Genomic DNA, 25,201 nt, shown 5'->3' on the forward strand with positions numbered 1-25,201 from the left:
ATTGAATCATCATTTGAGAGAACTTACCCAACAGCCAAAGGGAATGTGAATACTGCTTCAATTTAGAGATTAGCCAGCATATTCCAGACTTGCAGATCGAGGGTCATCCGTATATCCACTTGCCGCATGGTGAAATCCCAATTTTTTTTTGAAAGGAGACTAATTCATGAAATTCTTAAAAAGTTTTATTTTAGTTACTTTCAGTTTCTTTTGTATGATCACACCAGCTTTTGCAAGTGTCCCTGGAGTGGATAAGTCAATGGGAAAGGGTGCAACAAAAGGAATCGTATCAGTTTCTCATCCGTTAGCAGCTGAAGCGGGTATAAAGATACTAAAACAAGGTGGAAATGCAGTCGATGCAGCAGCTGCCATTCAATTATCGTTAAATGTAGTTGAGCCAATGATGTCTGGAATCGGCGGCGGTGGTTTTATGATGATCTATAATAAAAAGGAAAATAAAATAACGATGATCGATAGTCGCGAAATGGCACCGCAAAATGTTACGCCTAAACTTTTTTTAGATGAAAAGGGAAAACCTATTCCTTTTAGTAAACGGCACATATCTGGGAAAGCGGTTGCTGTTCCCGGAACACTTTTGGGGGTAGAAACTGCTCTTGAGAAATATGGAACATTGAAATTATCACAAGTTATGGACCAGTCTATTTTACAAGCTGAAAAAGGGGTAAAAGTCAATTGGGCGACAGCTCAATATATCGATGAAAATGTAAAAAAACTTGAAAATAACCCAGCGGCTGCAAAAGTTTTTGTGCCAAATGGAAAACCATTGGTAGAGGGAGACACCCTCGTTCAGCCAGATCTGGCAAAGACTCTTAAGTTAATAAAAAAACAAGGTTCTAACGTTTTTTATAAAGGTGAAATCGGAGAAGCACTCACAAAAGAAGTTCAAAAACGTGAAGGAACGATGACAAAAGAGGATTTGGAAAACTATGTGGTGAAAGAAAGAGAACCAATTAGATCGGAATACAGGGGTTTTGAAGTGGTGGGGGCAGCTTCACCAAGTTCAGGCAGTTTGACGATCCAACAAATCCTGAAGCTTATGGAAGGATACGATGTACAAAAGATGGGGGCTAACTCCCCTGAGTATCTTCATTATCTAACGGAAGCCATGCATCTCGCATATGCCGATCGAGCCGCCTATATGGCAGATGAAGATTTTTATGATGTACCTACTAAAGGACTATTGGATGAAGATTATATAAAAGAAAGAAGAAAACTCATTAATCCAAATAGATCAACAGCTGATGTCAAAGAAGGCGATCCATGGAAGTATGAGGGCAAAGAACCGACTTCAATGAAGAAGGTAAAGGAAGAGAAGACCCCGATCGGACAAACGACTCACTTTTCTGTAATGGATAAATGGGGGAATATGGTTGCTTATACGACTACAATCGAGCAAGTATTCGGATCAGGTATCATGGTACCTGATTATGGATTCATGCTTAATAATGAAATGACGGATTTTGATGCTACACCGGGGGGCGTTAACCAGGTGGAACCAGGAAAAAGACCAAGAAGCAGTATGTCCCCGACATTCGTATTAAAAGATGGCAAACCCTTCATGGCCATTGGTTCACCAGGCGGAGCGACGATAATAGCATCGGTATCTGAAACGATCATGAATGTGCTTGATCATAAAATGCGAATTCAAGATGCCATACTAGCTCCACGTATTTATTCTGCTGGTTATCCGATAGTTAGATGGGAACCGGGAATTGAACAAAATACAAGGTTGGAGCTAATGGCAAAAGGCCATGTATATGAAGAAAAACCCCAACATATCGGTAATGTGCAAGCTGTTATTTTTGATTATGAAACAGGGAAAATGTATGGAGGAGCCGACAATACGAGAGAAGGAACTGTTCAAGGAGTGTATAATGTTTCCTATAAAGCGAAAAAGCCAAAAGAAATAAAAGAAGAAAAGAAGGGACCGTTTACCTTAAAGGTTAATGGAGCCGTTTATCCTTATTCAGCTGAACAAATGAAACTGATAGATGAAAAACCCTATATTCAATCAGACAAATTGCTGCTTGGATTGGGTGTAATTGGAACCGGGGACTTAGAAACATTTAAACCAGATAAAAAATCGTATTTACCGGTGTTAAAAGTAGCGAAATCATTAGGATATAAAACAAAATGGGACGAAAAAGACAAAGAGGCACTATTGGAAAAAGATCCTGCGGATTTTGAAGATCCCGACGATGATGGTAGCATCACGAATTGATTACATCCTGACTAATATAACCAGTCCAGACAGGGATTCCTTTAGAAAGATGTAAATAAGGAAATTGGGAAGTGAAATGGTCAGGACTAATGATATTCCCCTTGTGCATTGTGCAGAAGAGGAATATTTTTTTTGTGCATTTTTCAGTGAAGTTTTGCTTTTTTTAGTAGCCGTTCCTATCTCTCTCATTAAAAAAGCTATGTATCTCCTCAACTAACTTACATACCGCAGGTGACAGATATCGATCTTTCAAATAGGCCAGGTATACAGTCCTTTCCAAAAAATTCGAATCTATTGCACGAATTGCAGTATGGGTTGTTGCAACGGATTTTACATAGCTTTCCGGTAAAATTGTAACAGCAAGTCCTTCTTCTACCAAACTGCAAGCTGTTTCAAGTCTTTCTATTTCGTAAATAATATTGGGAAGTGCCTTTTCATTCTTGAATGCTTTTAAGATATCATCTCTTGTTTGAAATCCAGTTGTACTGATGATTAATTCTTTCTTTGCAAGGTCTTGGAAAGTGATAGACTCTTTTTCGTTTAATTCGTCATCTTTATGGACCAAAAGCACGAATTTTTCATTGTATAGGGGTGCAGACATGATTTCCTCGTTGTTAATTAGCTGATTCGTGATGGTGAAATGAACATTAAACCGATTTAACGATTCGATAACCTTTTCTTCCCCCAATATCTCCCTGACTTTGAAATGGATATTAGGATAATAATTTTAAAATTCCTGATAATCTTCGGGAACCAAATTTTGAATGATTCAATGGAACCTATAGATATTGTTCCACTTCCAACATGCTTCATCTCCTCAAGTTCCACTTGCAAATTATTGAATCTTCTTAACAAATCCACAGATCTCGTATAAAAAATCCCCCCTGCTTCTGCCCCCTTGAAAACTAACTTCTTTTTCTAATTTCATTATGGCATTACTTAAGGAAGGTTGAGATATATGCAGTATTTTGGCAGCTTTAGAGTAATGCTTTTCCTGGACAACGGTAGTGAAATAACTTAGTTGGCGAAGTTCCATATATCCTCCTTTCTATAGTTTAAAACTATAGATATATTAAAATTTTGTATTGGCAATTATATATTATCTCAATTATAATTTTTAAAAAAATATTTCAGAATTTTTTTAATAAAGGAGAAATTATGTATAATAAACCGATTTTAGAATATTGGAATGGAAGGGTTGATTCCTATTCTGAAATTGACAGCTTCAGGTACCACCAAAGAGTGCGTTTGTCACCGATTTCGGAATTAACCACCTCTTCCAAAGCATCCAGAACCTTTGGAATGATTGGCTTCAAATGTGATGAAGGCGTCAAAAGGAATAAAGGCAGGATTGGTGCTGCAGAGGGTCCTGATCATATAAGGCAGTCCTTGGCAAAATTACCATGTCATTTATCCCCTCAAACCGAGCTGGTGGATGCTGGAAATGTAATCTGTGAAGGTTCAGAGATGGAGGATGCCCAAGCTCAACTGGGATCAGCTGTTGCCCAGATATTGGAGAGTAAAGCGATTCCTATCATACTTGGCGGAGGACATGAAACCCTTTATGGTCATTATCTTGGGATAAGGAAATACGTTGGACCAAAGGCTAGATTGGGGATTATTAATATTGATGCTCACTTTGATATGAGGTCTTATGAAAAAGAAAGTTCATCAGGAACGATGTTTAAACAGATTTTGGACGAAGATCAAAGTTGTGGATATTTATGTGTCGGAATTCAGAAACAGGGAAATACGAAGTCCCTGTTTGAAACTGCTGAGAGGAGTTAGGTCGACTACATATTGGAAGAAGATTTGTCATTGAACGAAATGGATGAAACCAAGCAGCGGATTAATGAATTCGTTAAGAAAAATGACTTCATAATTCTTACATTATGTACTGAAGTTATTGATTCAGCCTACGCACCTGGAGTAAGTGCACCCTCTCAATTTGGACTGAATCCGAAATTGGTCCGTGCCATTATTAGGCATGTCGTATCAAACGAAAAGATCCTTTCCTTTGATAGCGCGGAAGTGAATCCTTCGTTGGACGAAAATAATAAAACCGTTACATTGGCAGCACATTTAATAAATGAGGTATTGCTGCATTTTAAATAATAAATTATACATCTGGGGGCAGACATATGATGAATCTGGAATTAAATCAAATCACGACTTTATTTCTCGCCGTATCACTGCTTTTGGCGGGTGGACTGTTAATTAGGAAGATCCCCATCCTAAAAAGGTTTTGCATACCGGCTCCAGTAGTGGGAGGATTATTGTTCGCGATACTTGTGACAATCTTTAGACAGGCTGGATTGATCAATTTAACATTGGATACTACTTTACAAAGCCTTTTCATGCTTACTTTCTTTACAACTGTAGGGTTAGGGGCAAGCTTTAAACTTGTTAAGCTAGGTGGGAAACTGCTCGTCATTTACTGGCTGGCTTGTGGCGCCCTGGCTCTTTTTCAGAGTATGATAGGAGTTTCACTTGCAACCGTACTTGATTTAGAGCCTTTATTAGGAGTAGTAATGGGCCCCATCTCGATGGAAGGAGGCCATGGGGCAGCTACTGCATTTGGCGGGACAATTGAAGATCTTGGGGTTAGTTCCGCTTTATCCATTGGACTTGCAGCAGCAACCTTTGGCTTGGTTGCAGGCGGGTTAGCTGGTGGTCCATCCGTTAAATATTTAATCACAAAGTATAAATTACAGCCATCCGAAGCTGATATTAATGATGAAGTGGCAGCAGCCGTGGAAGCGAACGCAGGTTCATTCAAAGGGATCAACGCCCAAAACTTCATGATCCAGATTCTGATCATAACATTCTGTATGGCAGCAGGTTCTTACTTAGGAGAGCTTTTCTCGAGTTCAACTGGTTTTGTTTTGCCAAGCTATGTAGGAGCAATGTTTGTAGCGGTTATCGTTAGAAATATTCTTGATGGTTTTAAAAGAGAAGCTGTCGATATGAAAAGCATCGATCTAATCGGAGACGTAACATTGGGAATTTTTCTATCTATGGCCTTAATGAGCATAAAACTATGGGAAGTGGCCGATTTGGCATTGCCGATGCTTCTAATTGTTTTCGTCCAGGTATTTTTCATAGTACTTCTTGGTACATTGGTATTATTCAGATTACTAGGTAAGAATTATGATGCAGCTGTCATGGTTGGTGGCTTTATCGGACATGGATTAGGGGCAACTCCCAACGCAATGGCAAATATGTCTGCCATTACAGGTCAATTTGGTCCTTCGAGAAGAGCGTTTCTTATCGTACCAATCGTAGGGGCATTCCTCATCGACCTTTTTGCTATCCCTATTATCATTACCAGTATAAATTTGTTGAAGTGAAAAACCTTCTAACTAGACTGCCTTTGAATTTATTCATGGACAGTCTTTTTTATCTATATGTTATTTTGAATGTAAATGGAAGATTACAAGCTTCCTTTACTATGAAATTAGGGTCTCGGATTGCTTCGGGTGATTAATCTTAAAGGTAATCAAGTTTATTGGAACCACTGTATAGACTCCTCATTAGTGGATTAACTACGACTCTGCTAAAGGTCAATAATGATACTTGTAGGTTTTTGGTTTATAATAACAATTATCAAGTCTTTTCAGGGGGTGAAACTTTGAATGAATATAATGTTACAGTTAAGAATGGCAGCACATTAATTCTGTCAGAAATTATTAAAGCTGAAGATGAAAGAGAAGTCCTTGGCACACTATTGATTACTAGCGAATTATTTAATCAACCTTTTACTGACATTAGGATTTTAGAACGCTAATTTGTTACTGATCTCTCCTTTTGTTACAATCATAATAAATCTGAAACAGTAGGCGATATTATGTGTGGGCGTTTCACCCTTTTCACTGACATTGAAGAAATAATTGACAGGTTTGATATTCAAGCGCCATTTAATGCCGAGTACCAATTCAGCTACAATATAGCACCATCTCACTCAGTCTTATCCGTTATTAATGACGGATCTATGAATCGACTTGGATATCTTCGGTGGGGACTCATTCCTTACTGGGCAAAAGATGAGAAAATCGGCTACAAGATGATTAATGCCCGAGCTGAAACTATTGCTGAGAAAACAAGTTTTAAGAATTCATATAAGAAGAAACGGTGTTTGATACTTGCCGACTCTTTTTATGAGTGGAAGAAGGCACCTGAACGTAAAATACCTATGCGAATAAAACTTAAGAATAATGCCCCATTTGGAATGGCTGGTCTCTGGGAATCATGGAAATCACCTGAAGGTATCACCATATATTCCTGCTCAGTTATTACCACTACTCCGAATGAGCTAATGGCTAGTATTCATGATCGAATGCCAGTTATTCTAAAACCTGAAGATGAAAAGACTTGGTTGGATCCTTCAATTAATGATACTGCATATCTGCAGCGATTCTTAAAATCATTTGATACTGAACAGATGGAAGCATTTGAGGTATCGACTGATGTGAACTCACCTAAAAATAATTCACCTAAGCTAATACATCAAATTTGCTGAGAGGTCAATAGACCTCTTTTAATTCTAGTTCCGTCCCAACAAATTACAATGTTTGGAATTTTATTCGAATAACAAGTAACTCATAATTGAAAAAAAACCTTATTTACTGCACATGTAAAAGTCTCTTTATAATAATTAAGGACCACATGTGAAATACTATTAAACTAAACCTTGCGAAAATACATAAAATGCTGTACTCTTATATTTGCTTTTCAATAAAGCTATCGATGTCACTTTCCGAGAGTGGACTCAAATAAACTTTGAGCGGTTTCGGCAAATTCCAGCCTGCTTCCTTTCTCGTAGACATCGTTACATTTGATAATAACATTATATAATTTAGATCTTCTTATCAAGAGAGACGGAGGGACTGGCCCGAAGATGTCTCGGCAGCAGACTTAATAGGAGTGCTGTGCCAAATCCAGCAGGCTAATTTTTGCCTGAAAGATAAGGAGGGTGTTTTTTATAAATTAAAAGACCTCTTCTTGTTGTTTAATAGAAGAGGTCTTTTTTATGCTGACAGTTTTTTTAGCTATAGCTTCCATGACTGGATAATATCATGTTCTTATTGGTGTTATTTGCGAAAATGTTAAAAGAATAAGGGCTGTGACACATGTCATGGGAAAAATAAAAAGAGGTGTTCATCATGAGTGCAAACAATAAAGGGAATCCCTGGGCATTGATCCCATTTGTCGTTTTTTTAATTTTATTTATAGGTTCCGGAATCATTACAAAAGATTTTTATTCATTTCCGGTGATTGTAGCGATTTCAATTGCTTCAGGAGCTGCATTGGTAATGAATCGGAAAGAGACTTTCAATCAAAAGGTTGAAATCTTCTGTAAAGGTGCCGGTGACTCCAATATTATGTTAATGGTTATCATTTTCCTTTTGGCCGGCGCTTTTTCCAAAGTTGCAAATGGCATGGGGGCAGTTGAATCAACGGTGAATCTTGCCTTATCAGTTTTTCCGCAAAATCTATTAATGGTAGGGATTTTCGTTATCGCTTGTTTTATTTCTCTATCTATGGGGACAAGCATGGGAACGATTGTAGCACTAGCACCTATAGGGGTGGGAATTAGTGAACAAACTGATATTTCGCTAGCCCTTTCAATGGCGGCCGTTATCGGTGGTTCGATGTTTGGTGACAACCTATCATTCATTTCAGATACGACAATCGCTGCAGTTCGGACGCAGGGAACGGAAATGAAGGATAAGTTTAAAGTGAATTTTTTCATTGTTTTACCTGCTGCCATCATCACATGTGTCATCCTTGGAATTTTAACAATGGGTGAACAAGCTGCCATATCTCAACATTCTTATAATTGGGTGAAGATTCTTCCATATCTTTGCGTGTTGATCACTGCATTGGCAGGCGTCAATGTGTTCCTGGTCCTATCCATCGGAATCGTATTTGCCGGAATTATCGGTTTGGCGGATGGAAGTTATCAACTGTTGGGGATCATTCAAAAAATGGGAGAAGGGATGGCGGGAATGTATGAAATCTCTTTCCTAGCTATTTTAATTGCAGGTATGGTATCTGTAATCAAACATAATGGTGGCATTGATTATCTTCTCCATCTCGTAACCCGAAATAGCAAATCAAAAAAAGGGGCTGAATTCAGCATTGCCGGGCTTGTTGGTTTGACGAACATTTCAACGGCAAATAACACGATTTCTATTATCATTGCCGGACCACTTGCCAAAAATATTGCTGAAAAGTATGGGATTGATCCACGCAAATCGGCGAGCTTGCTTGACGTTTTTGCCTGTTGCATCCAAGGATTAATTCCATATGGGGCACAACTGCTGGTTGCAGCGGGGGTAGCTCAGATTTCTCCTATAAGCATCTTGCCATATTCATATTACCCAATATTAATTGGCATTTGTGGAGTCATAGCCATTTTGATTGGTTTTCCGCGATTTTCAAGCGGGAGTAAATGAAGAAGAGAAACGTCCGTAATGATTCTCTTGAAAAAGTAGAAATGAAACGAAAAAGATTGCGCTCTGGATCATAAGATTCAGGGTGTTTTTTGTAATACAATAGACTCTAAAGCGGCCATTTTTTGTGAATCATATTAAATAATAGGTGGATATACTTAACTTTCATGATATCCGTTCAATTTCGAGGTTAGGAGAAATTCAACTGAATTTAACGTGAAGCGTAGATGGATTTTTAGATATATGTATTAGGGAATATTGCTGAAAGATTAAATTTCTTTTGTTTTTGTTTGGAGTTCCCCAAACTTTCCATCAATACATGAATGAAAAAAATTGAATGGTAGTATATAATAGATAATTGTATTGGGGATTCATTCTTGAATCTCCTTTTTTTTCTATGGACTTCTATCAGTTTATTCCACCGAGAGAAAGGAAAAATAAACAATGGTTGTCAATTTCTATCATATACAAGTTAATAATTAGGGGTGGTTTGTTTTTAATGGAGATGTTAGAAAGTTTTATTAAGGGAACAAATGATTTACTATGGTCAAAAATACTGATTATTATGCTGATTGGTTCGGGTCTTTATTTTTCCGTTCGTACGAAGTTTGTCCAATTTAGAATGGTAGGGGAAATGTTCAGACTTTTGGGGGAAGGTGCCACAGCGGATAAGAAAGGTGTGACATCGTTTCAGGCTTTTTGTATCAGTACGGCTTCACGGGTTGGAACAGGTAACCTTGCAGGTGTTGCCATAGCCATCACAATGGGTGGTCCTGGAGCAGTTTTCTGGATGTGGTTAATGGCACTGATCGGGTCAGCTTCAGCTTTCATTGAAAGTACACTTGCCCAAATTTATAAGGTCAAGGATGGCGATACATTCCGAGGTGGCCCTGCTTATTATATGGAAAAAGCATTGAATGCCCGTTGGATGGGTATCACGTTCGCTGTACTGATTTCGCTTACATTTGGGCTTGCTTTCAACTCTGTACAAGCCAACACGATCACAAGCGCGTTCAATGAATCGTTTGGGATCGATAAGTGGGTTACTGCAATCATCCTTGCTCTCGTTACGGCTGTCATAATTTTTGGCGGGATTAAAATGATTGCAAAAGTGTCTGAAGTCATCGTCCCGATTATGGCAGGAGCTTATGTGATAGTAGCGTTGGTTGTCATCGGCATGAATATTACTGAGTTACCCGGTGTTTTTGTATTAATCTTTGAAAATGCCTTTGGATTAAGGGAAGTTGCTGGTGGAGCACTAGGTGCTGCCATGATGCAAGGAATCAAGAGAGGTCTATTTTCTAATGAAGCCGGGATGGGTAGTGCCCCTAATGCAGGTGCGACTGCAGATGTCAGTCATCCCGTAAAACAAGGGCTCATTCAGTCTCTTGGTGTATTTGTGGATACGCTTGTCATTTGTAGTTCGACAGCCTTCATCATTTTGTTTTCAGGCCTGTATACATCGAAGGAAACAGATGGTATAGTCCTTACACAAAATGCACTTGATACGGCACTAGGATCTTGGGCTGGCATTTTCCTTGCCATTATCGTACTGTTATTTGCTTTTAGTTCCATAGTTGGTAACTACTATTATGGAGAGTCGAACATTGGCTTTATTAATGAAAATAAAGTTTGGTTAAACATATATCGTATAGCAGTCGTCGGGATGGTGATTTTCGGTTCGCTTGCTTCACTCAAGTTTGTATGGGGTCTAGCTGACTTGCTGATGGGGTTAATGGCCATTATCAACTTAATCGCGATAGCCTTACTTGGAAAAATTGCATTTGCTGCACTAGCCGATTATCAAAAACAAAAGAAGAGTGGAAAAAACCCAGTTTTCCATGTTAACAATATTAAAGGTTTGAAGAATGTGGAATGTTGGGGTAATCCATCCGATAATGTGGATGAGAGTAAAAGCAATCGAAAGTTTAAGATAAATTAAGGCCTTTCAGCTTGTAGACAAAGTCCCTTTTTTAGGGACAAAGTCTATAGGCTTTTTTGTATAGGCACTGTTAAATATAAAAGTTGATATGTATACATTTAAGAAAGGGATGGATTGTCAACACTAAATCAAACAACTTTTTTAAGTGATAACTTTTTAAATTCTAGAGGGCTTACGTAGCCTAAAGTTCCATGAATTCGCAACTTATTAAACCAGTTCACATAGTCTCCAAATTCGAGTGTAAGCTGAGCTAAGCTTGCGAATGTTGTTTGATTGGCGAACTCAGTCTTAATGATTTTAAAGGTCGCTTCCGCGACAGCGTTATCATAAGGGCAACCTTTCATACTTAGTGAACGACCAATCTCAAATATGGTTAACGTTTCGTCAATCAGCTTGTTTTTAAATTCATTCCCTCGATCTGTGTGGAAGAGCTGAATATCACGGAGGTTCCCTTTGATAGATGCAAACGATCTTGCCACAAGCTTGGAGTCCTTGTTAGGTCCTGTGCTAAATCCAATAATTTCACGATTAAAGAGATCGACAAAGACACATATGTAATGCCATTTATTTTTGACTTTGACATATGTTAAATCGCTGACCACTACTTTTTTTTCTTTTTCTTGTAGAAATTCCCGATTTAATCCGTTAGCCTGGTCTGATTCGTTACATGAGGTCTTTTGCGGTTTGTACTGAGCGACTGTATAAGAGGAAACAAGCCCCTGTTCATTCATGATCCGGCCAATTCGCCTTCTGGAGACCGAAGGCCTCTTTTCTTTAATTCAACCTTAATCTTACGTGTTCCGTACGCCTTACGGTTTTTATCAAAAATGTCTAAAATAGCGTTTGTGACATCGTCTTCTGAGGTTTGTTCTTTTGCTTCGTAGTAATAGGTGCTTCGTGAAAGCTCTAGGACGCCACACATTGCTGATACCTTCCGTTTGATGACATTTACTTTCGTCCTAGTATCAGCCCGGCTTGCTTTAAAATATCATTCTCCTTCTGTAACTTCTTCAGTTCTTTTCGTAGTTTAATAAGTTCTTGTTCCTCAGGAGAACTGTTATCTTTTTCTTTAAAAGAACCTGTGTTTTCACTCTGTTGTATCCAGCGGTCTAAAGAAGAAGGAGTAAGTTTATATTCTTCAATAAGAGCCTTACGGTTTTTCCCATTTAGGTAGAGTTGAATGATCTGTTGTTTAAATTCGGAAGTGAACGTACGGCGTTCTCGCTTGGTCATTTTGAGTGCTCCCTTATCTGTAGTGAGTAAGTGTATCTGCCCTTAAAACCTCTGTCCAGATAAGTGTAGCAGGGCAGGATTTACATTTTGTAGGTAAAGGGAGTCGATTGAATGGGATATGTTCGTGAAAAATTAATGATCACGACAGAAAGGCTCGTCCTTAGATTATAGAAAATCCAATAAATTTAGAGGTATTTTTAATTTCATCACCATGCCAAGTGGTAAATTGTACCTATCATAAGATAGCATCTGGGTTTTTCTTGATAGTTTTTACAAAATTAAAATAATTTAAAATATTAATGTAAATTAACTTTTATTAATCTATAATAAAGTTGATGGTAAAAAATGGGAGGTATCGATATTGAAGAAAAAGTTTATTGTTCCTGCAGTTCTATCGTCAGCGTTGTTGGTAGGTTCTATCCCAGCCGGTAATGTATTTGCGAAGCCGGTTGATTCGAAGATGGCTAATAGTGTACAAGCTTCTAAAAAGTGGAATGAGAAGGCAAGCGTTCCTGTTTTTGTGAAGGAGCGATTTGCTGAGAAATTCTCTTCTAGCAACCCTTCCAATGCACTAAATTATTTAAAGAAAAACGAAGGTAAAACCGGAATTAAAAATCCAGATAAAAACCTAAAAGTAAAAGATTCACAAAAAGATAAACTCGGTATGACCCACGTTCGCTTTAATCAATCAATAAATGGAGTGAACTTAGAAGGATCCGAAGTTATTGTTCATTTTAATAAGAATAATGAAGTCGTATCCGTCAACGGAAGAGTAAATCAGACGATTGCCGATGATGCGGTGGACACGACTGCCTCCTTAAGCAGTGATGGAGCACTAAAGCAGGCATTATCATCTGTCAATGCCCCTGAAGAGCTAACGTATGAGCCAACTTCTGAGCTTGTAGTCTATCCTTTTGAAGGAGAGAATCATACAGCTTATAAAGTGAATGTTAACTTCATGGGGGATGAGCCTGGCAACTGGTTTGTCTTTGTGGATGCAAACACGGGAGAAATCATCGATAAGTATAATGGTTTAATGCATGCTGATGAAATGAAAACACAAAAAGGTGCTGGAAAAGGGGTACATGGTGCTCACAGGGAATTACATATTACCCAAGTGAAGGAACCTAAATCTGGAACCCAGTTTGCGTTAGCTGATTACTCTCATAATGGTCTTGATGGAATACTTACGTATGATGCTAAAAATGATAATAGTTCCAGTAATGATACTCTATATGTGGGGAATTCTGCTGCATTTATCGGCGACTATGATCGGGCTCTTGTCGATGCACACTATAATTCGGAAAAGGTATATGATTATTACCTTAATGAGCATGGCCGAAATTCTCTTGACGGTGAAGGAATGGCAATCATTTCTAAGGTCCACTATGGCAATAATTACAACAATGCATCCTGGAATGGGCGTTGGATGACCTATGGGGATGGTGACGGTGAGTTCTTTATTCCACTATCAGCCGGTCTTGACGTTGCTGCCCACGAAATGACTCATGGCGTCATCACTCATACAGCAAATTTAGTTTACCGCAATCAATCTGGAGCACTAAACGAATCATTTGCTGACGTCTTTGGTGCACTTGTTGACGACGATGATTGGGAAATGGGTGAGGATATTATGGCACCAGCTGCTAAAGCTGACGGTGTAACGAGATTGCGCAGCTTGAGTAATCCAAACAGTGTTGTAGTAAGTAATGCGGAAAGAGCTGCATATGGCAGTGGAGTCTATCCGGCTCATATGGATGAATTTTATCACATGCCAACTTCGGTAGATGGCGGCGGTGTCCATGTTAACTCCTCGATTACAAACCACGCTGCATACTTGATTGGTCAAGAAATTGGAAGGCACAAGTTAGGACAAATCTACTATCGTGCAATAAGCGTTTATTTAACGCCAAATTCCGATTTTAGTGACGCTCGTAAGGCTATTGTTCAGTCTGCAATTGATATTTATGGTGAAGGCAGCAAGGAAGAGGCTGCAGCTGCTGCCGGATTTGATTCGGTGGGAATTTACTAAGTATATAATTGGATCCGCCCGCAGGAATCAATATTTTTAGCGGATTTTAGAAGAATATTGAAGTGCGTTTTATGTTCCCCCAGAATTTGGGGGATTTTTTGTTATGGTCTCACCAGCCTCCCATGTGTTGCCACATACACTCTGGACACGTGGAGTGCTGTTCACTACTTGTAAGGAATGATAAATAAGAGATGTAACAGTGATTAAAGAGCCTTTTGTAAGGCTCTTTAATTTTATTAAGTATAGAGGGTTTTAAATAGATTGCTTATATTAACAATACATAGATAAATACTGACCTCTATGCTGCCAGAGATGGACATTGTTTCGGGTTATAACACATTCAGTTTAAGAATTCCATTTCTGGTTGTGGTGGTTAAACCATTGCAATAATACACCCTAATCGCATCTCTAATTCGTTGTCTTTGAACTACAGTAAATCGGTTATCAACATCAAAATAAACAAATGGAGGTAAATTCGTGATGCCGTCTGGTTGAGGAACAGGAATTTGCATCTCCGTGTAGGTTAAACTAACTGACCAAGGCAATCCTGCCTTTCTTGAATTATTTGCCGAGGATGCCCAGCTCTATTTCCCTAAGATGGGAATTACAAATGGAATGGAAGAAATCAAAAAACTTGTTAATAATGGACCAGGTTTTAAATCGATCACCCACGACTATGCTTATTTTAACTATATATTTTAAGGCGACAGGGTTGTCGTAGAGGGTACAAGTTCTGGTGTTACTTCCAATGGAAAAGAATGGCGTGTCGGAGTCACCCATGCAGGACGCTTTTGTAATGTATTTGATATACGGGATTACAAGATACATCGACTCTTCATTTATCTAGACCCAGACTAAGAAAATTAACCATTATTTACTACAGTACCACCGGAACAAACTATCACGTATTGGATTGTCTACACTAAATCAAACAACTTTTTTAATGGATAATTTTTTATATTCTAGAGGACTTAAGTAGCCAAGAGTTCCATGAATTCTTAGCTTATTAAACCAGTTCACGTAGTCTCCAAATTCGAGAGTTAGCTGTGATAAGTTCGCAAATGTTTTTTGATTGGCGAACTCAGTCTTAATGATTTTAAAGGTCGTTCCGCGACAGCGTTATCATATGGACAACTTTTCGTACTAAGTGAACGGCCAATTTTAAACGTGGTTAACGTTTCATCAATTAGCTTGGTTTTAAATTCATTCCCTCGATCTGTGTGGAAGAGCTGAATATCATGAAAGTTTCCTTTGATGGATGCAAATGCGCGTGCCACAAGCTGGGCGTCCTTATTAGGTCCCGTACTAAAGCCGATAATTTCACGATTAAAGAGATCGACAAAGACACATATGTAATGCCATTTATTTTTGACTTTGACATATGTTAAGTCGCTGACCACTACTTTTTTCTCTTCTTCTTGTTGAAATTCCCGATTTAATTCGTTAGCCAGGACTGATTCGTTACATGAGGATTGCTGCGGTTTGTAGTGGGCGACTGTATAAGATGATACAAGCCCTTGTTCTTTCATAATCCGGCCAATCCGGCGTCTGGAGACCGTTAGGTCGAGCTTCATTAACTCTACTTTAATCTTACGTGTTCCGTATACCTTACGGTTCTTTTCAAATATTTCTATAATGGCGTGTGTGACATCGTTTTCTGAGTTTCGTTCTTTTGATTCGTAGTAATAGGGTGCTCCGCGATAGCTCCAGGACGTTACACATGGCTGATACCGAGTATTTGTCTTTTTTTCGCTTAATAACGTTTACTTTCGTCCTAGTATCAGCGCTGCTTGCTTTAAAATATCATTCTCCATCTGTAACTGTTTCAATTCTTTTCGTGGTTTGATAAGCTCCTTTTCCTCGGGAGAACGGTTATCTTTTTCCTTAAAGGAACCTGTGTTTTCACTCTGTTGAATCCACCGATTAAAGAAGAAGGAGTAAGTTCATATTCTTCAATAAGAGCCTTTCGTGTTTTTCCGCTTTGATAGAGTTGAATCATCTGTTTTTTAAATTCGGAAGTGAATACGGCGTTCTCTTTTCGTCATTTTGAGTGCTCCCTTATCTGTAGTAAGTTAAGTGTAGCTGCCCTTAAAATATCTGTCCAGATAAGTGTAGACGATTCAGGAACTCTTGATATATATTAAGTTCCCTACTTAATTCAACTAACGCCACCCTTTACTTGTTTTTATGAATTACTGTAAAATCAAGGTTACATTTTTATTATCAAGGATAATTTCTTCTACCCAATCAAATATAGTTGAACCAATGTTCATTTTTGCATCTCTTATTTCATGAATTATTTTTTCTTCATTACTTGGATGGCAATTTTTCAACATCTCATTAAGTATGGTTATTGTTTCTTCGTACCCCAAATCGGTTTTAGATTTGACACAATTGTATTCTTCTTCTACTGCTATATTACCGAAACCACCAAACAAAATATCATTAAATGCAACTTAAATTCCATTCCACGTGTATTTTCCAGAGAGAACTACATTCGAAAACTCTATACAGAGCCCATTAAATTCCGGAAAATTTTCACCATCTAAGACAAAAACTTAGTTAAATTTAATCGCCTCTAACCATCATTTTCGTATTTTTCATTAAATCGACTTCTTCAACTCCCTACTTCTTTAGTGAAACAAGAATTAACTTGTCAAACTGATTTGAGGACGTAACTTTTATATCTATTTTAAAGAACTTCAAGTTTAGGGATAGGAAAAAAATTATTAAAATGACTCTTTGCTAAATTTAAGAGTTAAAACTTCAATTTCGGTAATGTTAAAGTGTTAGAGAAAAATAGTTCTTGCCACTTCTATGAGGCAATGGGAGCTAAAATAGTGGATAGCATGTTTATTAATTTTGTAGATGATATCTTAAAATTATTCGTTTATAGGTGGGAGGATATCAGCATAAAAAAGCATAGGTCCTTTCTTATTCCACTATAGGGGCAGTTGAGTTGAATAAGGAAGTGGTACGATGGGACAATATTGGAATAAGATTAATCTTATGGAGGATACTTTATACTGGCTTATGAAGTGATAATTTATAGGGGGATAATATGGAGCTTTCTTTATTATTAGAGTATGGCTGGGTATTAATTATTTTGATTTTTTTAGAAGGTTTATTATCTGCTGATAATGCTTTAGTTTTAGCTATTATGTCAAAACATTTACCAGAAGAACTGCAAAAAAAAGCGATTAATATTGGATTGCTATTAGCTTTTATTTTTAGGATTGGTGCAATCTTTATTATTTCGTACCTTTTCCACGTTTGGCAGGTTCAAGCAATTGGGGCTGCTTATTTAATTTTCATCGCATTAAAACATTTACTAAAAAAGGACCACGGAGAAAAAGAGAAAAAAGGAAAAAGCTATCGTATGACTGTTGTGCAAATTGCATTAGCTGATATCGCCTTCGCTGTTGATTCTATTTTAGCAGCTGTAGCTCTTGTCATAGCCCTGCCAGATACACCAATGGGTGAAATTGGGGGGATGGATGGCGCTCAATTTATTGTTATTTTATTAGGTGCAATTGCAGGTTTAATTGTTATTCGGTTTGCAGCAGGATACTTCGTTAAGATATTGACGGAACGCCCTAGTCTTGAAACAGCAGCAATGTTACTCGTTGGTTGGGTTGGGGTTAAGTTATTAATGCATACTCTTACGCATCCATCCTTGCACATAATTCCTCACGAGTTTGTTGAAGGACCCATTTGGAATACAATCTTTTGGTCAGTTATGTTTCTTATAGCTTTAGGTGGATGGTTTTTATCTAAAGGAAAAACAGAAAAAAAACTGTGAAGCAACAAAATATATATATTTATCTGTAAAAAAAAGCGATTTTTAAATGGACAAATGTTCATTCATTTTCCTAATTTCGAATTATTGGGTAATAAAGTGAAAAGTTTTGTTCAACTAAGTGATGCTTTACTTTAATAAGGGAGGTTACTGGAGTAACCTCTTTTTTACTTACAGAACGAAAGGGACAGGTTATCAAGTTGAAGATAAAATAATATATGAGAGAAATCATAATAGAACTATGCTTTTGAGGAACAATAATTTGAAAAGATACAAAGCGAGGAGTTTTATGAAAAAGATTGCAATTTTTTTCCTATGTCTTCATATTTTCATTCTTCCATCACAAGTTTTTGCTCAACGAAAAGTACCTATTTTAATTTACCATTCGATTGACGAGTTTAATGGACACGGTTCTAAGGAGTTATATGTAACCCCAAAGAATTTCGAGAAACAAATGATTTATTTACGAGACCATGGCTACACATTATTAACTTTTGATCGGTGGCAAGATATTAATAAAGTAAACAAACCCATTTTCATTACCTTTGATGACGGATACAAAAACAACCTGAATGCATTTGCTATCTTTCAAAAACTGAAAAACGAACGTTTTGAACCAACCGGTACCATTTTTGTTATATCTGACTTTATCGGTCGGTCAAACCGATTATCGAAATTGGATCTAAAAGCGATGGCTGATTCGGGTATCATCTCAATCCAGTCTCATACTGCTACACATCCTGATTTGACGAAAATAAAAAATTATGAATATGAACTGAAAGGGTCCAAAGATAAAATTCAAAGAATAACGGGCAAACCAGTTAATGCTCTTGCGTATCCATACGGGATTTTCAATGACAAAGTCATAACTGAAACGAAGAAATACTATTTGTTTGGACTAACGACAACTCCGGAACCATTTTCTGAGAAGGGTATTAAAGACGAACTCTATCTTTTACCACGAATCTATATCAAGTATTCAACTACTCTTGATGACTTTTCAAAGATAGTTGACAGAGAATGAAGGCAGTTCCTTCTATTGGACCCGAAGGGAAAAGTATAGTGATTATAATAGGTCAGAAACAAGGGAAACATTAAATAAAATAGGAGGATGAAATCATCTTTTCTTTAATTTTAATTGGGCCCTTTTTGAAGAAATAACGGAGTTCATAAAAATGGATAGGAATAATGATATGGAAACAAATTTTCATGTTTCCAAATATGAAAGAACCATCTGGTGATTAAATTCAGCGATAAATAATCCTTTTCACAGTTTTTTTAAAACTTTATTGAATAGTGGATTATTTTTTACACAAAATACCCTTGTCATTACTTTATGATAATAATCTATTTGAGATGACAAATGAAACCAAGTTTCTTGTTTTATTAAAAAATTGCAAGTTAAAAATAATTCGAAATAAGGAGTGAATTCAATGGATAGCAAGGAATCAAAAAAGGATTCTTTAGATATTGCTGGAAGAATTTATGACGTCAGTGATTATAAACGAAAGGATACATTGTCCTCGGGTCTGGCTACCACCCACGAACAAGTTTCAGATACTTATACGGAGGGTGAAATAAAAGCAGTCGTTGACGATGTAGAGGGAAAGGATATTGAGATAAAAGGGGAAGAGGCTGAAGAAGAAAGCCAATAAACTAATTAAGAAGAAATAACAGGACATGCATGAACTTTCAAAAGTGATACTTTGCAGCAACTTGTTTTTCTCTGAGGATAAAACTATCCAGGTATTTGGATACCGACTCAATTACCTGGATAGTGAAGAATATCTCCAATATATCCCCTAGTCTGTTGAACTAACGAAACAGGCTAGGGATTTCTTCTTAATAAACCTTTTCAATCTCCATTTTTTGAAGTAATTCTTCCTTCGTTCTAGGGGCAGGGTCTTCTTTTGTAAATATCTTTGATTGAATAAGAGATTGAAACATTTCAAATATCCATGGTTTTTCTAAATGTGCTTGATACAAAAGGTCTTCATGATGAAAAATAGTGACAGGATCTCCTTGATAAATGACCTTTCCATCGTTCATGACAATGATTTCGTTAGCCCATTGATAGGCTAGATTAACATCATGAGTTGATAAAATAATAGTTTTATCAGGGAGATGGATGTTATCCAGCAGAGCCATAATCTGTTTGGAAAAATAAGAATCCAATCCTGCCGTAGGCTCATCCAAGATCCAGACTTCGGGTTCCATGGCTAGCACCCCGGCAATAGCGACGCGCTTCTTTTGTCCTAAGCTCAAAAAATGGGTGGGCTTATCTTTCAATTCTGTTACTTCTGTTTGGGACATCGCCCATTCAACTTTCTCCCGCACTACATCTCTATCCCAACCTAGGTTCATCGGTCCAAACGATATATCCTGTTGTACATTAGCGGAAAAAAGCTGAGAATCTGGGTCTTGAAAAATGATTCCGACTTGTTTTCGTAATAATAATAGTGTTTTTCGGTCATATTTTAATTTCTTTCCCTTAAAACTGATGGTACCGGTTGTTGGTTTTAATAGACCGTTTAAATGTTGGAATAAGGTGGATTTACCGGCCCCATTATTGCCTAATAAAGCAATTTTTTTACCTTTTTGAATCGTAAGAGAAAGATCTTTTAATGCGAACGTCCCATCTGCGAATTGATGGGTGAGTCCATCTATATTAAAAATATGTTCTTCCATTATCGAACTGCCCCCAATTTACGTATATTTATAAATAAAGATTAAGCTAACTAGAATCACAATGGTAATCAGCCAATTTCGCGTGGAATATGTGTAAGAGTCATCGATAAATGAAATGTTTTCTTGATATCCTCTTGCGTTCATTGCCATCGTTAATTGTTCAGAGCGCTGAAACACTCCTAAAAACAAGGAAGATATGAGTAACCCGAGAGAACGAATTCCCTTCTTCATCGAACTATACCCAAGCCGTGATGACTGTGATTGATGAATGGCCATAGCTGTATCTAAAAAAATAAAGATGAAGCGATAAGTCAATTCGATTAAATCAATCAATAATGAAGGCAGTTTTAGCTTTCGCAATACATATAGAATGACTGTGATGGGTGTAGTTAAGGTTAGGAAATATAAACAGCTGATACTGCTTAATACAACAACGATCAGACCAATTACCGTTTTCACACTGTCTTCGCTGATAAATATTTGCCAGCTGCCTACATTCCAGGACCACCATACATTTGGTACCGAAGTATTTTTATTTGTGAATGAAATAAGGATGGTAATTGTACCTGATAGTACAAAAAGTCCAGGTAATAAGAGTAATTTAACATAATAAGAGATTGGGATTTTTGCCCCGAAAATGATAAAAGCACTCATCACTGTAAAGGTGATGAGTGAAACGGTTATATCCCTCACAGCTAAAGAAAACAGTAAAAGGGAGAGGGAGAAAATCATTTTCTCTAAAGGATGTACATGCTTTAGCCGATTGAAATAGGCGTATTTATCAATCAGTAACATGCTTTGACTGTTCGGCCTGTTCCTTAACGGCCTGTTTATTTTTTTGTCGCATAACGCCGAAGAAGTATCCAATGAATCCGGCGCCAATCGCGGCTTGGAGCGCAAACAATAAGCTTTCAGTCTCTGCACCTGGCGGCTCCCAGATACTGTTGAACCAAGGCTCATATTCCGGTTGGATTTTAGTGATGGCTTCTTCGGCGGCTCCGTCAGCTCCGCCAAATTCTGTTCCTTGTTGGGTGATTAACGGAATAATAGCCAGTATGACGACTAGAAAAAGAAACAATAAACTTTTTTTCATGTTAACGAGCCTCCTTAGATAACACTCGTAGTAATTTCAATTCGCCTAGATTGTATTTCTTCAAGAAATTCATGACAACGACTGTCAATAAACCTTCGCTAATTGCTAAAGGTATTTGGGTAAGGGCAAAGATTCCTGCAAATTTAGTAAATGAGGCCATAAATCCTCCCACCTCCGAGGGGAAAGCTAAGGCAAGCTGTACGGAAGTTACCACATAGGTGCCCAAATCTCCGAATGCAGCTGCTAAGAAAACAGCAATAGAGAAGGACCAACCTAATTTAGTAGCGCCTTTGAATACAAAATAAGCAATGAACGGTCCGCAAACAGCCATGGAAAAAGCATTGGCTCCTAGCGTAGTTAATCCTCCATGAGCTAGTAATGCAGCTTGAAATAACAGAACAATAGAACCGACGACACTCATGGCCAACGGTCCAAACAAGATTGAACCTAAACCGACGCCGGTAGGGTGTGAAGAGCTTCCTGTTACGGAAGGGATTTTTAGGGCTGATAAAATAAAAACGAATGCGCCGGACAGACCCAGCATCATTTTTGTTTCTGGATTTTCCTTCACTCTAGACCTAATGGAACGGTAACCCAAGATTAAAAATGGAAGTGTCACAGCCCACCAAAATATCGCCCATTCGATTGGTAAGAAGCCCTCCATAATATGCATGGCCATTGCTCTCTTTGGTATGAAGAGTAGTAAAATGACAAAATAAAGTATTTTCAAATTGGCTTTTTTCATTTTTTCTCCTTTCGACGCTATTATTTAAAATGATTAAAGCTGAGAAGAGAAGTGGCGGGCAACATAAAAAGCACTTCTCTCAAAAAGAAAGAAGTGCGTAATGAACAGTAAGTTTGCAGCATAATCCAAACATTAGCCTTATCTGCCTGATCCGCACACCCATCCTCGTAGGTTGAAACAGTTTTACGCTTCATGGCAGGTCTCCTGGCTCTGGATCATCATCCTCATACTTCCTTCCCATCTAGTTTGACAGTGGATTATTCTTTACGTATTAGGACTTCCCTTTACAGTGGCGGGACCGCGCCGGATTTACACCGACTTCCCTATTAAGCTAAATTCCGAGAAATTCAGCACCATAAAACTTATGTAATTTTTTGAAAAATTCTCGTTTAGTGTATCATAAAGCAATGATTCCATCTACACTCCGTTCATATATTTTTTTTTGAGAAGGATAAAATCGCAGAGAAGCAAGGAATGAAGCTGAATTATCACCATTAAACTTTCAAAACAGTCGGAATAAACTATTGAATTTTGATAAAGTTGGTATATGATAGATAAAGTTAACTAGAAATGTATGATTATAAAACCAAATATTCCAATTTAAAAGTGCTCTTGTATGAATATGCAAGGGATAATAGGGAAATCGGTGAGAATCCGATGCAGCCCCCGCTACTGTAACGCTGATGAAATTGTCGATAACCACTGGCATAAAGCTGGGAAGGGACAAAAGTAAATTGAAGCGTAAGCCAGGAAACCTGCTTTTAAAATTGTGTGATACTTTTCGGAGGGAAAGGTAGAAGAACTATGGAAATTTTGAGAGTTTCATCTTGCTTGCTGGAGGCTCCTTATTCATATAGTTTTTTTAAACCTTAACTCTAACAGTTAAGGTTTTTTATTTTGCCTTTTCTCAGAATTTAGGAGGAAGAAGATGACAACTTGGAACTTGAAAGGCACAAATTCGCATCTGTTGATTTGTAACGGCAGTAGTTGCATGAAAAAAGGCGGCGAAGAAATAACACAAGCAATTCGTGATGAAATTACTTCACAAGGTCTGAATCAAAAAATTCATACTACTAGAACTCGCTGTAACGGCAGGTGTAAGGATGCCTGCGTTGTGATTGCATATCCTCAAGGGACATGGTATCGAGTGGACTCACCTGATTTTGGACGTGAGATTGTCCGGAATATCGATGAAGAGAAGTTTATTCCGCAGATGCTTTACCAATTTACTGATGGAGAAATGACTCCTAATCCGGATTTTCCACCTCAAACAGGAATTTCAAAAGACAAGTCGTAAAAGGAGATGTCTAAATGAGTACAAACGGTAAATTATTTGTCGTTGGCTTTGGACCAGGGAATTTTGAACATATTACCAAACGTGCTGTAGAAGCCCTTCAAGAAAGTGACTTCATCATTGGTTACAAAACATATGTGGAACTCATTCAGGGCCTTCTTACAGATCAAACGATTATAAGTACGGGTATGACTGAAGAAGTATCACGTGCACAAGAAGCAGTGAAACAGGCGGAGTTGGGAAAGAAAGTGGCTGTAATTTCGAGTGGTGATGCAGGAGTTTACGGAATGGCTGGTCTGGTTTATGAAGTATTGATTGAAAAAGGGTGGAAAGAAGAAACGGGAGTAGCCATTGAAATCATTCCTGGTATTTCTGCCATCAATTCATGTGCCTCTTTACTTGGAGCACCTGTTATGCATGATTCCTGTACCATCAGCCTCAGTGACCATTTAACGCCTTGGGATCTTATTGCCAAAAGAGTAGAGGCTGCTGCAATGGCTGACTTTGTCATTGCGCTTTATAATCCTCGAAGCGGTAGACGGACTAGGCAAATTGTTGAAACACAGAAAATTTTACTGCGTTATCGCTCGCCCGAAACACCTGTCGGATTGGTGAAAAGTGCTTATCGCGATCGTCAGGATATTGTGATAACCAATTTGAAAGACATGTTAAATCACGATATTGGGATGCTAACGACCGTCATTATTGGAAATTCATCTACCTTTTTATATGATGACAAAATCATCACGCCACGTGGATATCAAAGAAAGTATACATTGAATTCGGAAAGGCAACCATTGAAGCCGCATCAACGCTTGCAAAAAGAAGCAGAACCGTGGGCATTAGATCAAGAAACGGCATCTATACAGGAAGCGTACACCGAGTCGACTGGCGGAGTTGGGTTGCTTACAAAAGCCCCAGAAAAAAAGCGCACTTCTTTTGAAGTGGCAATGGAAGCACTCATAAAAGTTAAGGGTCAAACAGTCCAGCAATCTATTACGCCAGTTGTTCAGCAAAAAATTGAGTCGGTATTCGAGCTTGCCGTTAGCCCAGGTGTGGCGAACAAGCAATTTACTCCCAAACAAATGATGACACTTGCAGAAGTTGTTGGAGAGAAAGGAACGATGGAATACACGCCAAATCATAAAATCGTTTTAAAGATTCCTACAACAGATCCAGAAGTTATTACTGGAAAATTGCAAACAGCAAACTTTTTATTATCGCCAATTGGGGATGTACTGACCTTAAAAGCTTGTGATTTCTGTGATGGTGAAAAAGTGGAATCCATTCCTTACGCGGATGAAATACAGAGGGTGCTTGGTGGGATTGATATGCCTAAGGAAATGAACATTGGTTTTAATGGGTGTGGAATGGCTTGTTATAGTGCAGTAATGGATGATATCGGGATCGTTTTCCGAAAAGGGAAATTTGATTTATTCCTTGGAGCTAAACCGGTGGGCAGAACTGCTCATCCTGGTCAACCTGTTGCTGAAGGAATTGAACCGGATCAACTAGTTGAATTAATTACAAACATTGTCAACGAATATAAACAAAATGCCCATCCTAATGAACGACTATTTAAATATTTTAAACGGGCGAAAAAGATACAAGGCTATTTATATCAAGACATTGCTCCCAAAATAAAAATAGAGCCTGCGCCTTGTGAAGACTAATCAAG

20 protein-coding genes, 3 pseudogenes and 3 riboswitches are annotated in these 25,201 nt (G+C 38.0%); of the genes and pseudogenes, 13 read left to right on the forward strand and 10 right to left on the reverse strand.

Features of this window, described 5'->3' with window-relative positions:
* The first annotated feature begins 166 nt into the window (after window positions 1-166).
* Window positions 167-2,242, forward strand: coding sequence for a gamma-glutamyltransferase (gene ggt, locus ACQKMR_RS20055; protein ID WP_427698892.1), 2,076 nt, complete (start codon window positions 167-169; stop codon window positions 2,240-2,242).
* 163 nt (window positions 2,243-2,405) lie between these two features.
* Here ggt and ACQKMR_RS20060 read toward each other — a convergent pair whose 3' ends face one another.
* Window positions 2,406-2,954 (reverse strand): LysR family transcriptional regulator substrate-binding protein, encoded by a 549-nt coding sequence (locus tag ACQKMR_RS20060; RefSeq protein WP_427698922.1) that lies wholly within the window; start codon window positions 2,952-2,954, stop codon window positions 2,406-2,408.
* 123 nt (window positions 2,955-3,077) lie between these two features.
* A complete protein-coding gene (locus ACQKMR_RS20065) occupies window positions 3,078-3,278 on the reverse strand; it encodes a LysR family transcriptional regulator (RefSeq protein ID WP_427698893.1) in 201 nt (66 codons plus the stop codon).
* A gap of 266 nt (window positions 3,279-3,544) precedes the next feature.
* Between ACQKMR_RS20065 and hutG the strand changes: the two are divergent.
* From hutG to ACQKMR_RS20095, 6 genes and pseudogenes are all read left to right on the forward strand, one after another.
* Window positions 3,545-4,357, forward strand: a pseudogene (hutG, locus tag ACQKMR_RS20070) (formimidoylglutamase).
* A gap of 29 nt (window positions 4,358-4,386) precedes the next feature.
* Entirely contained in the window at window positions 4,387-5,592 is a 1,206-nt protein-coding gene (gene gltS / locus ACQKMR_RS20075) for a sodium/glutamate symporter (RefSeq protein ID WP_427698923.1), read from the forward strand.
* 281 nt (window positions 5,593-5,873) lie between these two features.
* Entirely contained in the window at window positions 5,874-6,029 is a 156-nt protein-coding gene (locus tag ACQKMR_RS20080; RefSeq protein WP_157443964.1) for a hypothetical protein, read from the forward strand.
* Window positions 6,030-6,089: 60 nt separating this feature from the next.
* Window positions 6,090-6,761, forward strand: coding sequence for an SOS response-associated peptidase (locus ACQKMR_RS20085; RefSeq protein ID WP_427698894.1), 672 nt, complete (start codon window positions 6,090-6,092; stop codon window positions 6,759-6,761).
* Window positions 6,762-7,104: 343 nt separating this feature from the next.
* A riboswitch (SAM riboswitch) is annotated at window positions 7,105-7,212 on the forward strand.
* Between the two features lie 192 nt (window positions 7,213-7,404).
* Window positions 7,405-8,700 carry a Na+/H+ antiporter NhaC family protein gene (locus ACQKMR_RS20090; protein WP_427698895.1) on the forward strand — a complete coding sequence of 432 codons (1,296 nt, stop codon included), beginning with the start codon at window positions 7,405-7,407 and terminating at the stop codon, window positions 8,698-8,700.
* Between the two features lie 496 nt (window positions 8,701-9,196).
* The gene (locus ACQKMR_RS20095; RefSeq protein WP_427698896.1) at window positions 9,197-10,639 is read left to right on the forward strand and encodes an alanine/glycine:cation symporter family protein; all 1,443 of its coding nucleotides are present in this window, start codon (window positions 9,197-9,199) and stop codon (window positions 10,637-10,639) included.
* A gap of 128 nt (window positions 10,640-10,767) precedes the next feature.
* Here the strand turns inward: ACQKMR_RS20095 and ACQKMR_RS20100 are convergent.
* Window positions 10,768-11,872: pseudogene (locus tag ACQKMR_RS20100) on the reverse strand (IS3 family transposase).
* A gap of 361 nt (window positions 11,873-12,233) precedes the next feature.
* On the opposite strand from ACQKMR_RS20100, the gene ACQKMR_RS20105 reads away from it, so the two are divergent.
* Entirely contained in the window at window positions 12,234-13,904 is a 1,671-nt protein-coding gene (locus tag ACQKMR_RS20105; protein ID WP_427698897.1) for a M4 family metallopeptidase, read from the forward strand.
* A gap of 927 nt (window positions 13,905-14,831) precedes the next feature.
* Here the strand turns inward: ACQKMR_RS20105 and ACQKMR_RS20110 are convergent.
* Together ACQKMR_RS20110 and ACQKMR_RS20115 are read right to left on the reverse strand one after the other, a co-directional pair.
* A pseudogene (locus ACQKMR_RS20110) lies at window positions 14,832-15,903 on the reverse strand (IS3 family transposase).
* 193 nt (window positions 15,904-16,096) lie between these two features.
* Window positions 16,097-16,342 (reverse strand): hypothetical protein, encoded by a 246-nt coding sequence (locus ACQKMR_RS20115; RefSeq protein ID WP_427698898.1) that lies wholly within the window; start codon window positions 16,340-16,342, stop codon window positions 16,097-16,099.
* 623 nt (window positions 16,343-16,965) lie between these two features.
* On the opposite strand from ACQKMR_RS20115, the gene ACQKMR_RS20120 reads away from it, so the two are divergent.
* From ACQKMR_RS20120 to ACQKMR_RS20130, 3 genes are all read left to right on the forward strand, one after another.
* Window positions 16,966-17,706: a TerC family protein gene (locus ACQKMR_RS20120; RefSeq protein WP_427698899.1), complete on the forward strand. Its 741-nt coding sequence runs from the start codon at window positions 16,966-16,968 to the stop codon at window positions 17,704-17,706.
* Window positions 17,707-17,992: 286 nt separating this feature from the next.
* Window positions 17,993-18,727 (forward strand): polysaccharide deacetylase family protein, encoded by a 735-nt coding sequence (locus tag ACQKMR_RS20125; protein ID WP_427698900.1) that lies wholly within the window; start codon window positions 17,993-17,995, stop codon window positions 18,725-18,727.
* A gap of 409 nt (window positions 18,728-19,136) precedes the next feature.
* Window positions 19,137-19,358, forward strand: coding sequence for a YozQ family protein (locus ACQKMR_RS20130; RefSeq protein WP_427698901.1), 222 nt, complete (start codon window positions 19,137-19,139; stop codon window positions 19,356-19,358).
* Between the two features lie 187 nt (window positions 19,359-19,545).
* Here ACQKMR_RS20130 and ACQKMR_RS20135 read toward each other — a convergent pair whose 3' ends face one another.
* From ACQKMR_RS20135 to ACQKMR_RS20155, 5 genes are all read right to left on the reverse strand, one after another.
* Window positions 19,546-20,391, reverse strand: coding sequence for an energy-coupling factor ABC transporter ATP-binding protein (locus ACQKMR_RS20135; protein WP_427698902.1), 846 nt, complete (start codon window positions 20,389-20,391; stop codon window positions 19,546-19,548).
* Window positions 20,392-20,409: 18 nt separating this feature from the next.
* Window positions 20,410-21,186, reverse strand: coding sequence for a cobalt ECF transporter T component CbiQ (cbiQ, locus tag ACQKMR_RS20140; protein ID WP_427698903.1), 777 nt, complete (start codon window positions 21,184-21,186; stop codon window positions 20,410-20,412).
* Window positions 21,173-21,484 carry an energy-coupling factor ABC transporter substrate-binding protein gene (locus ACQKMR_RS20145; RefSeq protein ID WP_427698904.1) on the reverse strand — a complete coding sequence of 104 codons (312 nt, stop codon included), beginning with the start codon at window positions 21,482-21,484 and terminating at the stop codon, window positions 21,173-21,175. The genes cbiQ and ACQKMR_RS20145 overlap by 14 nt, the downstream gene beginning before the upstream one ends.
* Window position 21,485: 1 nt before the next feature.
* Window positions 21,486-22,229 (reverse strand): energy-coupling factor ABC transporter permease, encoded by a 744-nt coding sequence (locus tag ACQKMR_RS20150; protein ID WP_427698905.1) that lies wholly within the window; start codon window positions 22,227-22,229, stop codon window positions 21,486-21,488.
* 20 nt (window positions 22,230-22,249) lie between these two features.
* Window positions 22,250-22,423, reverse strand: a complete 174-nt coding sequence (locus ACQKMR_RS20155; RefSeq protein WP_427698906.1) for a hypothetical protein — start codon at window positions 22,421-22,423, stop codon at window positions 22,250-22,252.
* Window positions 22,407-22,602: riboswitch (cobalamin riboswitch) on the reverse strand. (Overlaps the previous gene by 17 nt.)
* 214 nt (window positions 22,603-22,816) lie before the next feature.
* Window positions 22,817-23,006: riboswitch (cobalamin riboswitch) on the forward strand.
* 151 nt (window positions 23,007-23,157) lie between these two features.
* Between ACQKMR_RS20155 and ACQKMR_RS20160 the strand changes: the two genes are divergently transcribed.
* Together ACQKMR_RS20160 and cobJ are read left to right on the forward strand one after the other, a co-directional pair.
* On the forward strand, window positions 23,158-23,526 hold the full coding sequence (locus ACQKMR_RS20160; protein ID WP_427698907.1) for a (2Fe-2S) ferredoxin domain-containing protein: 369 nt from the start codon (window positions 23,158-23,160) through the stop codon (window positions 23,524-23,526).
* 14 nt (window positions 23,527-23,540) lie between these two features.
* On the forward strand, window positions 23,541-25,196 hold the full coding sequence (gene cobJ, locus ACQKMR_RS20165) for a precorrin-3B C(17)-methyltransferase (protein ID WP_427698908.1): 1,656 nt from the start codon (window positions 23,541-23,543) through the stop codon (window positions 25,194-25,196).
* Window positions 25,197-25,201 lie beyond the last annotated feature (5 nt).

The organism is Peribacillus sp. NPDC096540 (genome assembly GCF_050278525.1).
Classification (GTDB): domain Bacteria; phylum Bacillota; class Bacilli; order Bacillales; family DSM-1321; genus Peribacillus.

What these genes read in the sequence shown, in the direction of transcription:
- ggt (WP_427698892.1), top strand. Translation starts at nt 167, where the DNA reads ATGAAATTCTTAAAAAGTTTTATTTTAGTTACTTTCAGTTTCTTTTGT.
- ACQKMR_RS20065 (WP_427698893.1), bottom strand. Translation starts at nt 3,278, where the DNA reads ATGGAACTTCGCCAACTAAGTTATTTCACTACCGTTGTCCAGGAAAAG.
- gltS (WP_427698923.1), top strand. Translation starts at nt 4,387, where the DNA reads ATGAATCTGGAATTAAATCAAATCACGACTTTATTTCTCGCCGTATCA.
- ACQKMR_RS20085 (WP_427698894.1), top strand. Translation starts at nt 6,090, where the DNA reads ATGTGTGGGCGTTTCACCCTTTTCACTGACATTGAAGAAATAATTGAC.
- ACQKMR_RS20090 (WP_427698895.1), top strand. Translation starts at nt 7,405, where the DNA reads ATGAGTGCAAACAATAAAGGGAATCCCTGGGCATTGATCCCATTTGTC.
- ACQKMR_RS20095 (WP_427698896.1), top strand. Translation starts at nt 9,197, where the DNA reads ATGGAGATGTTAGAAAGTTTTATTAAGGGAACAAATGATTTACTATGG.
- ACQKMR_RS20120 (WP_427698899.1), top strand. Translation starts at nt 16,966, where the DNA reads ATGGAGCTTTCTTTATTATTAGAGTATGGCTGGGTATTAATTATTTTG.
- ACQKMR_RS20125 (WP_427698900.1), top strand. Translation starts at nt 17,993, where the DNA reads ATGAAAAAGATTGCAATTTTTTTCCTATGTCTTCATATTTTCATTCTT.
- ACQKMR_RS20130 (WP_427698901.1), top strand. Translation starts at nt 19,137, where the DNA reads ATGGATAGCAAGGAATCAAAAAAGGATTCTTTAGATATTGCTGGAAGA.
- ACQKMR_RS20135 (WP_427698902.1), bottom strand. Translation starts at nt 20,391, where the DNA reads ATGGAAGAACATATTTTTAATATAGATGGACTCACCCATCAATTCGCA.
- cbiQ (WP_427698903.1), bottom strand. Translation starts at nt 21,186, where the DNA reads ATGTTACTGATTGATAAATACGCCTATTTCAATCGGCTAAAGCATGTA.
- ACQKMR_RS20145 (WP_427698904.1), bottom strand. Translation starts at nt 21,484, where the DNA reads ATGAAAAAAAGTTTATTGTTTCTTTTTCTAGTCGTCATACTGGCTATT.
- ACQKMR_RS20150 (WP_427698905.1), bottom strand. Translation starts at nt 22,229, where the DNA reads ATGAAAAAAGCCAATTTGAAAATACTTTATTTTGTCATTTTACTACTC.
- ACQKMR_RS20155 (WP_427698906.1), bottom strand. Translation starts at nt 22,423, where the DNA reads ATGAAGCGTAAAACTGTTTCAACCTACGAGGATGGGTGTGCGGATCAG.
- ACQKMR_RS20160 (WP_427698907.1), top strand. Translation starts at nt 23,158, where the DNA reads ATGACAACTTGGAACTTGAAAGGCACAAATTCGCATCTGTTGATTTGT.
- cobJ (WP_427698908.1), top strand. Translation starts at nt 23,541, where the DNA reads ATGAGTACAAACGGTAAATTATTTGTCGTTGGCTTTGGACCAGGGAAT.